We start from the raw sequence: 12,616 nt of genomic DNA, 5'->3' as shown, positions 1-12,616 counted from the left end.
TGCGCGTTGCTGCGCCCTCTCCCCTTGCGGCAGAGAGCATGTCAACTGGCAAATGCAAGCTCGCTTGGGTGAGGGGTATGTCTCCACAAGCATTGGTGCGCGCGGAGAGAACCCCTCATCCGGCGCTTCGCGCCACCTTCTCCCACAAGGGGAGAAGGGAAGAAAAGCAAGAACTCACACCGTCGCGCCTTGCGCCTTTGGCCGGCGCAGATGCTCGTCCAGCCGCGGCATGATCTCGACGAAATTGCAGGGGCGCGTGCGGTAGTCGAGCTGAGCCGCCAGGATGCCGTCCCAGCCGTCGCGGCAGGCGCCGGGCGAGCCCGGCAGGCAGAAGATGTAGGTCGCGCCCGCCACGCCGGCGGTGGCGCGACTCTGGATCGTCGACGCCCCGATCTTGGCGTGGCTCAGCATGTGGAAGGCGATCGAGAAGCCGTCCATGCGCTTCTCGAACAGCGGCTCGATCGCCTCGGGCGTGACGTCGCGCCCGGTAAAGCCGGTGCCGCCGGTGGTGATGACGACGTCGATGCCGCTATCGGCGATCCAGCGGCGGATCACGGCGCGGATCGCCTCGACATCATCGGTGACGATCTCGCGCGCGGCGAGATGATGACCCGCAGCGGTGAGACGATCGGCGAGGGTCTGACCGGACTTGTCGTCCGCAAGCGCGCGCGTGTCGGACACCGTGAGCACCGCAATGTTGAGTGGGATGAATTGTTTGGATTCGTCGATGGAGGCCATTCTTCACCCTCGCTCGTCGTTCCGGGGCTGACGCGTTACAACGCCCCCGCACCGAACGTGTTGCAGGCCTGGACCGTGCCCTGCTGGTAGCCGATCATGAACCATTGCTTGCGTTGCGCCGCCGAGCCGTGGGTGAAGGAGTCGGGTACCACGCGGCCGGTGGCCTGGCGTTGCAGCGTGTCGTCGCCGATCGCGCTCGCCGTGGTCAGCGCCGCCTCGATGTCGCCGGGCTCGAGGAAGTTCGGACGCTTCTTCGCCTCACGGTTGACCCAGACGCCGGACAGACAATCGGCCTGCAACTCCACCTTGACCTGGAGCGCATTGGCCTCGGCTTTCGAGCCGACCTGCTGCTGCAGCCGCGTCACGCGCGGAATGATGCCGAGCAGGTTCTGGATGTGATGGCCGACCTCGTGCGCGATGATGTAGGCGGTGGTGAAATTGCACGCCGACTTGCCGGAGCAGCCGCGAAAGCGGGTCTCGACCTCGCGGAAGAAGGCGGTGTCGAGGAAGATGGTCCGATCGGGCGGACAATAGAACGGCCCCATGGCCGACTGCGCCATGCCGCAGCGGCCGCCATTGGTGGCGTTGCGGAACAGCACGATCTTCGGACCGGTGTACGACTGGCCGTTGGCCTGGAAGATCTCGCTCCAGCGATCGTCGAGCTCGCCGAGGATGCCGGAGATCATGCTGCCCATCTCGTCGGTCGGCGCGCCGCGCTTGCCGGAGGAGGCCTGACGATCGGTCTGATAGGTCGGCGCATGGCCGCCGCCGGAGAGGATCTCGGCGCCGCCGATCAGGATGCGGGGATCGATGCCGAAGGCGTAGCCGACCAGGCCGAGGATGATGATGGTGCCGATGCCAAGCCCGCCACCGCCCATCGGCAGGCCGAACCCGCCGCCTCCGCCTCCGCCAAAGCCACCACCTTCGTCGCGACGATCCTCGATGTCGTCGCTGCGGCGGAAGTCATCGTAGCGCATGGCGGCCTTTCCTCTGGGGTCCCTGATTCAAGTTTCGACGGCGCACAGAAACGCGAAAGCTCAACGCGCCACATACGTAAAATTTCCGTTGCTTTTATCAATATCGTGGCCGGCAAAAATTGCCTAGTGCGACAGCCTGTCGATGCCAGCAAATTTTTCCGAGGGCCGAGCAGTTTTTTCCGAGAGAAATTTACAGCCTTTTTCCCGCCACGATCGCTCCAGCGAACCGCGCAATCGCGAAATACACTGTAAAACAAGGCGAATGCGCGCAACAATTTGTGCGCGAACGATCATGCGGGGAGTGCTCACGAAAGCGGCGGGTTAAGTCGATTTTTACTTTGCCCCTTCAATGTAACGGGCAGTCGGTTGTTTGGTCCCGCGTCGCCGACAGCGTCGCCTGAGTCAGAGTTCTTGAGTCATGGTAGAGTCGCGTCGCGGGGCGTCTGCAAGGGCGCCCCGCACAAATTTTGAGTCGCCTTCGCATCGCATCATCGTCGGCGATTGCGTCGCCGAGATGTCGAAGCTCCAGGCAGGCAGCGTCGACCTGGTTTTCGCCGACCCGCCTTACAATCTGCAGCTCAAGGGCGACCTCAAGCGCCCCGACGAATCCCATGTCGATGCCGTCAACGACGACTGGGACAAGTTCGATTCGTTTGCCGCCTACGACGATTTCACCCGCGCCTGGCTGCTCGCCGCACGCCGCGCCATGAAGCCGTCGGCGACGATCTGGGTGATCGGCTCCTATCACAACATCTTCCGCGTCGGCGCCATCATGCAGGACCTCGGCTTCTGGCTGCTGAACGACATCGTCTGGCGCAAGACCAATCCGATGCCGAATTTCCGCGGCCGCCGCTTCACCAACGCGCACGAAACCATGATCTGGGCCGCGCGTGACGAGAAGGCCAAGGGCTACACGTTCAACTACGAGGCATTGAAGGCCGCCAACGAGGATGTGCAGGCGCGGTCCGACTGGCTGATTCCGCTCTGCACCGGCGAGGAGCGCCTCAAGGGCGCCGACGGCAAGAAAGTGCATCCGACACAGAAGCCGGAAGGCCTGCTGGCGCGCGTGCTGCTGTCCTCGTCCAAGCCCGGCGATCTCGTCATCGACCCGTTCAACGGCACCGGCACCACCGGCGCGGTCGCCAAGCGCCTCGGCCGCTCCTATGTCGGCTTCGAGCGCGACAAGACCTACGCCAAGGCGGCCGAGGCGCGCATCGCCAAGGTCGAACCGTTGCCGGAAGAGAGCCTTGCCCCGTTCATGACCGCGCGCGAGGCGCCGCGCGTTGCGTTCTCCGAGCTGATCGAGCGCGGCATGATCATGCCCGGCACCAAGCTGTTCGACGCCAAGAAGAAGCTCGGCGCATTGGTGCGCGCCGACGGCGCCATCATGCTTGGCGACAAGGTCGGCTCGATCCACCGCATCGGCGCGGTGGCGCAAGGCGCGCAGGCCTGCAACGGCTGGACCTTCTGGCACGTCGAGACCAAGAAGGGCCTCAAGCTGATCGACGAGCTCCGCGCCGAGATCCGCGCGGGAATGGCGGCGGAGTAGCTTTCCCACCGTCATTCCGTGGCTCGCGAAGCGAGAACCCGGAATCCATCGAGCCACGTCCCATGCCGCCCAATGGATTCCGGGCTCGCGCCAAGAGGCGCGCCCCGGAATGACAGCGGCGTGAGTTGAAAGCCGCGCCAACCAGGACTAGATTCGCCCGACTAGCCCCCTCCTGACCGGTTGGGCTCCCATGCGACGACAGTCCGAGACATTGCTGCTGGTGCCGCTGCTGCCGATCTTCCTGATCGGCATGTTTCCGATGTTCCTGATCGCGCTGCTCGGATTCTTCGGCCTGGCGCTGTTCGGCGTGCTCGTGATCTGCGTCGGGCTCGCCAGCAGCAACGAGGCGCACGATACTTTCAACCACGACGTCATCGTTCACGGCTATGCGCGCGGGTCGGAGCGCGCGGCGCGGGCCTCGGACATGCATCTCGCCGCGCGGCTCGGCCTGCGGCTGGAAGCCGTGGGCGCGGCCATGGTCGTTGCGGCGGCAATCGGCCTCTGTTACGCCGCCTGATCTGCGTACCGCGCAGACACCGCCCGGCAAACTCGCCGGTTGCTCTCTCGGGCGAGGTTCAGGCAAGACAGGCTCGCCCAACGACGCCGCGGCCGCGCGCGGCAATATAGACACCGGGGAGATGCTTGATGCTCAAGTTCTATTTCAATGGATCACCGAACCCGACCAAGGTCGCGCTCTATCTCGAAGAATCCGGCCTGCCGTTCGAGCCGGTGAAGATCGACACCCGCAAGGGCGAGCAGTTCACGCCGGAATTCCTCAAGATCAATCCGAACGGCAAGGTGCCGGCGATCGACGATGGGGGCACCATCGTGTTCGATTCGAACGCCATCCTGCTCTATCTCGCCGAGAAGACCGGCAAATTCCTCCCCTCCAACCGCGCCGAGCTCTTGTCCTGGCTGATGTTCGTCGCGAGCGGCGTCGGGCCGTTTTCGGGTCAGGCCGTGCACTTCAAGCATTTTGCGCCGAAGGACCAGAACCACGACTACGCCAACAACCGCTATCAGTACGAGACCGACCGCCACTACAAGATCCTCGACGCTCACCTGAAGGACCGCCGCTACATGGTCGGCGACAGCTATTCGATCGTCGACATGGCGATGTGGGGCTGGGCGCGGATGGTGCCGTTCAAGCTCGGCGACGACGCCTTTGCGCGATACCCGAACGTGAAGCGGCTGGTCGACGAGATCTCGGCGCGCCCGGCGGCGGCGCGTGCCATCGCCCTGAAGGACAAGTTCACCTTCAAGGCCGAGATGGACGACGAAGCGCGAGCCAACATGTTCAAGCACATGACCACCAAGGTGGCTTGATCGCGCCGCTGTTCGAGGCCACGCGCATCCGCGTGGCCTCTTGCTTTCAAGACGTCAGGCAGCGTGGACCGAGCTCAGGAACTTGGCGACTTCCTGCTTCAACCGGTTGCTGTCGGCCGACAGCGAGCGCGCCGCCGACAAAACCTGCGAGGAGGCCGAGCCGGTCTCGGAGGCGCCGCGCTGCACGTCGCCGATGTTGGACGAGACGAGCTGCGTGCCCTGGGCCGCCTGCTGGACGTTGCGGGAGATCTCCTGCGTCGCCGCGCCCTGCTGCTCCACGGCCGCGGCGACCGTCGAGGCGATCTCCGACAGCCGCTCGATGGTGCCGCTGATCTCCCGGATCGAACCGACCGACTCCTCGGTCGCGGCCTGGATGCCGGAGACCTGCTGGGCGATCTCGCCGGTGGCCCTTGCCGTCTGCTCGGCGAGCGCCTTGACCTCGGTAGCGACCACGGCAAAGCCGCGGCCGGCTTCGCCCGCACGCGCCGCCTCGATCGTGGCGTTCAGCGCCAAGAGGTTGGTCTGGCCGGCAATGGTGCTGATCAGCTCGACCACGTCACCGATCCGCGCGGCGGCCTTGGAGAGCGCACCGACGCGCTCGTTGGTCCGGCTCGCCTGACCGACAGCCTCGGTGGCGATGCGGGCGGATTCCTGCACCTGGCGGGCGATCTCGGAGACCGAAGAGGAGAGCTCCTCGGTCGCAGAGGCGACCGCCTGCACATTGGCCGAGGCCTCCTGCGAAGCGCTGGCGACCTCCGTCGAGAGGTCCTGGGCGCGCGCGGCAGTCGTCGTCAACGTGCCGGCGGAGGCTTCGAGCTCGCCCGATGCCGACGACACCGTGTTGACGATCTCGCCGACGGCCTGCTCGAACTGATCGGCGAGCCTGGCCATGTCTTTCCTGCGGTTCTCGGCCTGCCGCGCCTCGAGTTCGGCCTGCTCGGCGCGCATGCTCTCGGTCTCGATCATGTTGTCCTTGAAGACCTGGATCGCCTTGGCCATGTCGCCGATCTCGTCGGCCCTGCCACGGCCGGGAATCTCGACCTCGAGATTGCCGCCAGCAAGCCGCCCCATCGCCTGCGTCATCGAGGTCAGCGGACCGACGATGCTGCGGGCGATCAGGAAGGCGACGATGCCTCCGAACAGGATGGCGAGGCCGCCGGCGATCTCCTGCACGGTCGTCGTTCCCGCGATCACGGCCTCGGCGGTGGTGCGCGATACCTGGTAGTCCTCCTTCAGCGTCGTTTCCGCCACCTTGAGCTTGCCGATGCTGTCGACGATGAGGGGCGCGAGGCTCTTGTGGTAGATCTCGTCCGCTTTAAGCATCGCTGCGGAGGTCGTCTCGAACGCCGTCTTGTAGGTTTCAAGCGAGGCCTTCACCGGCGCCAGCGTGGCGCGCAACGCCGCCGCCTGCGGGCTCTTTTCGAGTGCCCCGAGCCGTTGTAATGCCCTGTCGATGCTCGCCCTGAAGGTCGCAGGGCCCTGCGCATCGCGAAGGGCCAGAAAACGCCAGTTTACGATCCTCACGAGCAGGATTCGGGATTCGAGATCGGCGACGAGGGAAGCGGTATCTTCATCGACGGCGGCGCGCGCCACGTCGACGAGCTTGTTCGTCTTGGTGGCAAGGTCCTCGCCACTCGGCAGCAGCGTCGCCTTGCCCGTTCTCGTCTCGTTGACGGCGTCGCCGAGATTGTCACGCAGGCGTCGCATTTTCGCGATCTCGTCGATCAGGCCGTTGTAGAGCGCGCGCCGCTCCTCGGAGAGCGCCCCCTGAGCGCCGACCCGGAGCAGCTCGCTCGCCGCGGTCTCGCGCTCTTGCGCTTCCTTCATTGCGGACTCGTTGCCGTCGTAGACGTAGCGCAAATTGGCCCGCTGAATAGCCTGCAGATGGGCCGATATTTCCAGCACCCGCGCCGTGCTGTCCGAGAGGGCAGATTGTCTTGCGACCTGATCCTGCACGTCCCGCAAATTCCAGACGGCAACCACCGCCATCACGACACCCACCGCCACCAGGGCCATGAAGCCTGCGTACAGGCGTCCCCTGATCCGCAAACGAAATTTCGGCATTCCCACTGTCCACCCAGATGCATGTGAATTAGAGGGGCCGAACGACTCCGGCGATCGTCACGGCCACTCCGGCAGCCGCACGCCGCGCCTTGGCGGCCTACGCTGCACCGCGACACAATGGGGGACACTTCTTAATTGAACCTTCAAATTCCTCGCGCGCCCAATCTCGACCTGCACCAAATCTGCCGATTTTGGCGGCAGCTATGCAAAGCCGCATGCGAATGCGCTGTGCCATGCACGCCGATGCATGCTGTTCGTCAGGGGATGCCTATTGGGCGCCGGCCTGCTGCAATTTGCCGAGTGCATTTTCGACCACTTCCAGCGTGTAGGGCTTCTGGACCACCGGCGCGGAGGCCAATGGCTCGGGGATCGGCGCGCGCTCGCCATAGCCGGTCGCGAAGATGAAGGGCACCCCGATCTCCTTTAGCTTCTGCGCCACCTTGATGCTGCTCTCGCTGCCGAGATTGAGATCGAGCAGAGCAAAGCTCGGCCGCGAACGCTCGATCGAGCGCAGTGCCTGGTCGACGGTTGCGGCGGTGTCGACGTGGCGGGCGCCGAGGTCGAGCAGGATGACCTCCGCGGCCATCGCGATGATCAGGTTGTCCTCCACGATCAGGGCCGTGTCGGAAATCCGTGGACGGGCAGATTGCTGCTCCTCGATACGCATGGCGGCTCCCGCGATGGATGGGACGAGCTGGACGAAGTTGGGCGGAATGACGAACTTCGCCTGGACGCCCAGGAGGTCGAAACGGATCTCGGCATCGCCCTTGAGATCGAACGGCACCGACCGCTCGATGATGGTGGTGCCGAAGCCGCGCCGCGACGGCGGCTGCACGGGCGGACCGCCGCTCTCCTTCCACTCGATAACGAGGCTGGAAGACGGGTCGAGGCGCCAGACCACCTCGACACTGCCGGTGGAATCGGCAAGCGCGCCGTACTTGGCGGAATTGGTCATCATCTCATGAACGACGAGCGCCAGCGTCGCGAACGCCTTTGGATCGAGCGCGACGTCCGGACCGCCCATCTTCACCCGGTCTGCGCGCGCACCGAGATAGGCGCCGGCCTCGGACTCGACCAGGGTGCGGAGTGCGACGGGTGCCCAGTTCAGGTTCGTGATCTGGTCGTGGGCGCGCGCGAGGGCCTGGATGCGGCCGCCGAGCACGCTGGCGAACTCCTCGATGCCGGTCGCAGTCTCCTTGCTCTGCGCCACCAGGGCGCGCACGAGGCTCAGGATGTTGCGGACGCGATGATTGAGCTCGGCGATCATCAGTTCCTGCCGCTCCTGTGCCCCGCGGCGCTCGCGCGCGGCGAGGTCGGACAGTTGCAGGATCACCTCCAGCAGCGTGACGCGCAGGCTCTCGGCGATGCGGATATCGGCCGCCGACCACGGCTTGGACTGCCCCGCCACCGTTTCCTGCCATAGCTCGAAGCTCTTGCGCGGGGTGAGACGCGGCCCGTGCGGCCCTTCGTCGTAGACCTTGTTGGGATCGGCGGCCCATTTCACCGATCGCGTGACCTCACGGCGGAAGAAGATCAGGCAATCGCGCGGGGTCCGCGAGATCGGGATGGCGAGAAAGCCCGCCGCGCGGTCACGGAAGGCCTGGCCGGCGGCGTAGACCTGGGCGATCTCGGCGCTGGCGAAGATCCGGCCCGGCGAAGTCCGGTTGATGAAGGCGACGAGATCCTTCACCTCATCCTCGGTCGGGGTCTCGCCCTCGAGCGCGATGGTGTTATCGGACCATACTGCGACGCCGTCGCACTCGATCATCTTGCGGTAGTCGCCCAGGAAATCGACGATCGCCCGCCGGCTGTGGTCGTGCGAGGCCGCGATCTCGATCAATCGCTCCTGGACCTGATGCGCGCGGGCCTCATAGGCGACGTCAGCCTCGCGCTCGCGGCCTTCCACGATCCACGAGAACATCTGACCGAACAGCTCGGAGGCCGTGCGTTTGTCGAACGAAATGTAACGCGGCGAATAATGGTGACAAGCAAACAGGCCCCACAGCTTGCCGTCACGCAGGATCGACACCGACATGGAGGCGGCAACGCCCATGTTACGCAGATACTCGATGTGGATCGGCGACACCGAGCGCAGCACGCTCATCGACAGGTCGAGCAGTCCCGCATTGTGCGTGGCCGTGGACATCAGCGCGGCAGGCCGCGCGTCGACGTCGGCGATGATGCGCAGCCAGTTGCGCTGATAGAGCGCGCGCGCCTGCCTTGGGATGTCGGAGGCGGGGTAACGCAGACCGAAAAAGGATTCGAGCCCAGACTCCGCCGTCTCGGCGATCACCTCGCCAGACCCGTCCGAGTGAAACTGATAGACCATGACGCGGTCGAAGCCGGTCAGCACCTTAAGCTGACGCGCCGCCTCGCGCGCAAGATCGGCCATTCCGCGCGTCTTGCGGATCCGTTCGAGCATCAAGCGCACGAGCTCGCCGGAATTGACGCCGGGCTCGTGGACGCTCGGCTCCGCCTCGACGATCAGATAGACGCCGGAGAGATGGATCGAAAGATCAAAGGGTGGCTTGCCGGGCTGCAGCTCGACGCCGAACAGGCGCTCGGTCGCATCCGGACCGCCGAGATGATCGACCCGGCTGCGGATCGTTTCGACCGCCGCCTCGGAGATCACGCCCGACAGCGGCCGCTGCAGCAGGTCGGCAACATCCGTTCCAAGAAAGCTCCCGACGTTATCCGAGGCCATGCAGATCGTGAAATCCGAGAGCACGGCCAGCAGGAAGCCAAACGGCTGCACACTGCCGGGAATGTGGATCGGCTCGCGGTCGCAATTCGTGAGATTGACGGCCTGGTTCATGCCCGGTCCGCCGCCTGCTCGAATGCGGCGAAGGCGATGCGGGCCGCCTCGATTGCCTCGTCTTCGTCCCAGCACTCGTTGGTTGCAAGCTTCGCCAGGAAACTCTGCCAGAGCTGCCTGCCGGTGCCGTGACTGAGATAGGCGACAGCTTCGCGGAGGCGCGGATCGGCGGAATCCGCGACCATCTTCAGCAGGAATTTTGCCCCGAGACGGGAGCCTTCGAGCACATACATCGTGCCCACAACGCCGCTGCGCGTCAGTGGGGACACGGACACCAGCCGCGGCACCGCGCTGCCGAGGCGCTCGAGATCAGCCAGAATTGCCGCGCTTCGCGACCGCTCCGGCCAGTCCGGGAAAGCGCTGCTGACGCCGGCCTCGACGAGTGCCGTCTCGACCGGCAGCAGGGCGCCGGCACTGGCTTGCAGAAAGCGCCGATAGCCGGAGAGCTCGGTCAGATCGAACGCCGATAGTTGCGCGTCGAGGTCGCGGTGCGCGGCCGACGTTGCGTCTTTTAGTCGTTCGCGGAGTCCGAAGAAGCTGCGGCCTACCTGCGTTGAAACGTCCGAAGCCCCAGCCAGCATGAAATTCCCGAGAACGCAGGTTGCCGCGGGCGCGGCGCGCCCGGCAACCGAGGGAACGCCGGCGGCACGCAATAGTTCCGCCGGCCTTTAGCACCGCGAGAGGCGAGACATCGGGGGTCCACTCCGTTCATTTCCGCCGAACCGGCTTTCTGAGCTCGTGCTCGATCTCGCTCCGGGACATCCCGAAATCCTGAAGCTCGCGTTCGGTCATGGCCGCGAGCTGGCAGCGGACCCGAGACCGCTCGTGCCGGGCCTGCATGAGTTCCAGCAGCGCCCGGCAGGCCCGCACAAACATCGCGGGCCGTGGCGAACAGGAGCGGCCGGTGGACGCGACCTGGTCCAATCCGGTCAGCTCGCTGCCCTGGCGGGAGCTTGCGGAAACGGGCCGAGCGCCTTCTCGGTCAGCATGGAGTCGCAGTACTCGCGAATCTCCTTGATCTTGCCGTCCTCCAGGCGAAACACGAGGCAATAATCGTTGTCGTAACGCACGCCCTCGGGCGTGACGTTATCGCCCTTGGCTTCGACCACCACGATGTCGCCATCGGCGATGAAGCGATGGGCGACGGTCCGCGTGCGGTCGCGCAGGCGCGTGCGGACATAGCCGTGCAGATCTTTGAGGATCGCGTCCTTGCCGGCAAAGGTGCGCGACCAGGAATATTGGCCGGTGACGACCCATTTGGCGTCGTCGGCGAGACTTGCTGTAAACAGGGCGCGGTCGCGCGCGGCCGGATCGGGATTGGCGGCCGCGGCAAAGATATCCTGCAGCAGTTTCTTGTTGGCGCTCGCGTTCATGGCGGCATCTCCTCGTGGTGACAACGTGGAGATCATCGCCGGGCCAACGCCATTCTTCAAATCGATAGAGAATATGATATCTATTCACCTCATGAATTTGAAAACGCTCGACCTCAACCTATTGACCGCGCTCGACGCATTGCTGCGCGAGGCCAATGTCAGCCGCGCGGCGATGAGGATCGGCCTGTCACAGCCGGCGACGAGCCACGCCTTGCAGCGCCTGCGCGACATCTTCGGTGACCCGCTGCTGGTGCGCACGGGCGTACGGATGGAGCTGACGCCGCGGGCGCTCGCCCTGCGTGCGCCGCTGGCGCAGGCGCTCGACCAGGTCCGCGGGCTGTTCTTGCCCGATGACTTCGATGCCGCGCGCAGCGAGCGGCAGTTCCGCCTGATGATGCCGGATCTCGCAGTCGAGCTGTTGATGCCGCCCTTGATGGCGAAAGTGACGCGCCTTGCCCCCAACGTCCGCATCGACGTGGTGCCGTGGCGGGGACCTGCGATCTTCCACGCCGAGTTCGCCCGCACCATCGACCTCGTGATCTCGATCGGCAACGCCTTCAAGGGGTTTCATCGCCAGTTGCTCTACACCGACAGCGACGCGCTGGCGGTGCGGCGCGGCCATCCTGTGGGAGCGAGGCTGAAGCGACGCGAGGCGTTCCTGGCCGCCCGCCATGTCGGCGTGATCATCCGCGGCAATGCCGAGGATCTCATCGACACCTGGCTGCGCGGCAAAGGCGTCGAGCGACATATCTCGCTGGTCGTGCCGGGCTATCTCGAAGCCTTGCACGTTGCCGCGCGCACCGATCTCGTCGCCTTCGTGCCGCGCCGGCTGATCGCCGCGCTGTCGCAGCAGCTCGGCCTCGTCACGGTGACGCCGCCGCTCGATCCAGGGATCGACGAGCAGTTCATGTTCCACCCGACGCGCGCGCAGATGGACCCCGGTTCGATCTGGCTGAGAAGGCTGATGCTGGAGACGGGGCGGCAGCTGGAGCAAGCCAGGCGGAAACTCCCGTAGCAAGCTCTCGTAGGGTGGGTTAGCCGAAGGCGTAACCCACCACTTTGGTTTCCGCAGCAACAGAAGAGGTGGGTTACGCTGCGCTAACCCACCCCACAACAGCTGCGCTCCTACGCCTTCTGCGCCGCCATCACCTTGCTCACCGCGGGGCGATCGGACATGCGCTTGAAGTGATCGGCGATCTTCGGCGTCGCATTGATGTCGACGCTGTCGCCTTCGAGCCAGGTCGAGAGCGTATAGAGATAGGGATCGCAGATCGTGTACTGATCGCCCATCACCCAGGGTCCCCGAAACATCTTCTGCTCGATCAGCTTGAAGCAAGCGCCCATGGTCTTCGGCACCATCGCCTTCATGTCGGCGAACGAGCTCTCCTCCGTCGCCCAGCGCGCGCCGCGCATCTTGTGGGCGTGGTTGATGTGCACGGTCGAGCAGAGATAGGAGTTGAACGACTGCACCTGGGCGAAGTCGAAGGGATCGTCGAGCGGCGCGAGCTTCGCCTTGGGGAAGGTCTGCGCGAGATAGGCCAGCATCGCCGGCGTCTCGGTCAGGACGCCGCGGTCGGTGACCAGCGCCGGCACCCGGCCCTTTGGGTTGATGGCGAGATAGTCCGGGCTGTTCTGCTGGTTGTCCTTGAAGCTCAGCCGCTCAGCGGTGTAGTCGGCGCCGGCCTCTTCCAGGGTGATGTAGGTGGCAAGCGCGCAGGTGCCGGTGGCGTAGTAGAGCTTGAGCATGTCGGACCTCATGGGGAAAACCGGAGGT

Annotated in this window: 12 protein-coding genes; 4 read left to right on the top strand and 8 right to left on the bottom strand. The window is 65.1% G+C overall.

What is annotated here, in order from left to right:
- Positions 1-174: 174 nt before the first annotated feature.
- Positions 175-738, bottom strand: a complete 564-nt coding sequence (gene moaB, locus I6F16_RS07345) for a molybdenum cofactor biosynthesis protein B (RefSeq protein WP_036037229.1) — start codon at positions 736-738, stop codon at positions 175-177.
- Positions 739-773: 35 nt separating this feature from the next.
- Positions 774-1,715 (bottom strand): neutral zinc metallopeptidase, encoded by a 942-nt coding sequence (locus I6F16_RS07340; RefSeq protein ID WP_036006315.1) that lies wholly within the window; start codon positions 1,713-1,715, stop codon positions 774-776.
- Between the two features lie 418 nt (positions 1,716-2,133).
- On the opposite strand from I6F16_RS07340, the gene I6F16_RS07335 reads away from it, so the two are divergent.
- From I6F16_RS07335 to I6F16_RS07325, 3 genes are all read left to right on the top strand, one after another.
- Positions 2,134-3,264 carry a site-specific DNA-methyltransferase gene (locus I6F16_RS07335; protein ID WP_036006312.1) on the top strand — a complete coding sequence of 377 codons (1,131 nt, stop codon included), beginning with the start codon at positions 2,134-2,136 and terminating at the stop codon, positions 3,262-3,264.
- A 190-nt stretch (positions 3,265-3,454) separates the two neighbouring features.
- Positions 3,455-3,781 carry a hypothetical protein gene (locus tag I6F16_RS07330; RefSeq protein ID WP_036037226.1) on the top strand — a complete coding sequence of 109 codons (327 nt, stop codon included), beginning with the start codon at positions 3,455-3,457 and terminating at the stop codon, positions 3,779-3,781.
- A gap of 128 nt (positions 3,782-3,909) precedes the next feature.
- Positions 3,910-4,590 (top strand): glutathione S-transferase family protein, encoded by a 681-nt coding sequence (locus I6F16_RS07325; RefSeq protein WP_036006308.1) that lies wholly within the window; start codon positions 3,910-3,912, stop codon positions 4,588-4,590.
- A 54-nt stretch (positions 4,591-4,644) separates the two neighbouring features.
- Here the strand turns inward: I6F16_RS07325 and I6F16_RS07320 are convergent, their stop codons facing one another.
- The 5 genes from I6F16_RS07320 to I6F16_RS07300 all read right to left on the bottom strand — a co-directional run bounded on the left by I6F16_RS07320 (position 4,645) and on the right by I6F16_RS07300 (position 10,842).
- Positions 4,645-6,654: a methyl-accepting chemotaxis protein gene (locus I6F16_RS07320; protein ID WP_225173524.1), complete on the bottom strand. Its 2,010-nt coding sequence runs from the start codon at positions 6,652-6,654 to the stop codon at positions 4,645-4,647.
- A 268-nt stretch (positions 6,655-6,922) separates the two neighbouring features.
- The gene (locus I6F16_RS07315; RefSeq protein ID WP_225173523.1) at positions 6,923-9,469 is read right to left on the bottom strand and encodes an HWE histidine kinase domain-containing protein; all 2,547 of its coding nucleotides are present in this window, start codon (positions 9,467-9,469) and stop codon (positions 6,923-6,925) included.
- Complete coding sequence (locus I6F16_RS07310) at positions 9,466-10,122, bottom strand: biliverdin-producing heme oxygenase (protein WP_346656605.1); 657 nt, start codon at positions 10,120-10,122, stop codon at positions 9,466-9,468. The genes I6F16_RS07315 and I6F16_RS07310 overlap by 4 nt, the downstream gene beginning before the upstream one ends.
- 55 nt (positions 10,123-10,177) lie before the next feature.
- A complete protein-coding gene (locus tag I6F16_RS07305; protein ID WP_225173522.1) occupies positions 10,178-10,393 on the bottom strand; it encodes a DUF1127 domain-containing protein in 216 nt (71 codons plus the stop codon).
- A 5-nt stretch (positions 10,394-10,398) separates the two neighbouring features.
- Positions 10,399-10,842, bottom strand: coding sequence for a nuclear transport factor 2 family protein (locus I6F16_RS07300; RefSeq protein ID WP_225173521.1), 444 nt, complete (start codon positions 10,840-10,842; stop codon positions 10,399-10,401).
- Positions 10,843-10,933: 91 nt separating this feature from the next.
- Here I6F16_RS07300 and I6F16_RS07295 point away from each other — a divergent pair, with 91 nt between their 5' ends.
- On the top strand, positions 10,934-11,857 hold the full coding sequence (locus I6F16_RS07295) for a LysR family transcriptional regulator (protein WP_225157813.1): 924 nt from the start codon (positions 10,934-10,936) through the stop codon (positions 11,855-11,857).
- A gap of 110 nt (positions 11,858-11,967) precedes the next feature.
- On the opposite strand, the gene I6F16_RS07290 is transcribed toward I6F16_RS07295, so the two are convergent.
- Entirely contained in the window at positions 11,968-12,588 is a 621-nt protein-coding gene (locus I6F16_RS07290; RefSeq protein ID WP_036006329.1) for a glutathione S-transferase family protein, read from the bottom strand.
- Positions 12,589-12,616 lie beyond the last annotated feature (28 nt).

The sequence above is a fragment of the Bradyrhizobium sp. IC4060 genome (genome assembly GCF_020193715.1).
Lineage (GTDB): Bacteria > Pseudomonadota > Alphaproteobacteria > Rhizobiales > Xanthobacteraceae > Bradyrhizobium > Bradyrhizobium yuanmingense.
This window is presented reverse-complemented; position numbering and strand designations above follow the sequence as displayed.

Coding starts and splice junctions, on each gene's coding strand:
- moaB (WP_036037229.1), bottom strand. CDS start 738: ATGGCCTCCATCGACGAATCCAAACAATTCATCCCACTCAACATTGCG.
- I6F16_RS07340 (WP_036006315.1), bottom strand. CDS start 1,715: ATGCGCTACGATGACTTCCGCCGCAGCGACGACATCGAGGATCGTCGC.
- I6F16_RS07335 (WP_036006312.1), top strand. CDS start 2,134: ATGGTAGAGTCGCGTCGCGGGGCGTCTGCAAGGGCGCCCCGCACAAAT.
- I6F16_RS07330 (WP_036037226.1), top strand. CDS start 3,455: ATGCGACGACAGTCCGAGACATTGCTGCTGGTGCCGCTGCTGCCGATC.
- I6F16_RS07325 (WP_036006308.1), top strand. CDS start 3,910: ATGCTCAAGTTCTATTTCAATGGATCACCGAACCCGACCAAGGTCGCG.
- I6F16_RS07320 (WP_225173524.1), bottom strand. CDS start 6,654: ATGCCGAAATTTCGTTTGCGGATCAGGGGACGCCTGTACGCAGGCTTC.
- I6F16_RS07315 (WP_225173523.1), bottom strand. CDS start 9,469: ATGAACCAGGCCGTCAATCTCACGAATTGCGACCGCGAGCCGATCCAC.
- I6F16_RS07300 (WP_225173521.1), bottom strand. CDS start 10,842: ATGAACGCGAGCGCCAACAAGAAACTGCTGCAGGATATCTTTGCCGCG.
- I6F16_RS07295 (WP_225157813.1), top strand. CDS start 10,934: ATGAATTTGAAAACGCTCGACCTCAACCTATTGACCGCGCTCGACGCA.
- I6F16_RS07290 (WP_036006329.1), bottom strand. CDS start 12,588: ATGCTCAAGCTCTACTACGCCACCGGCACCTGCGCGCTTGCCACCTAC.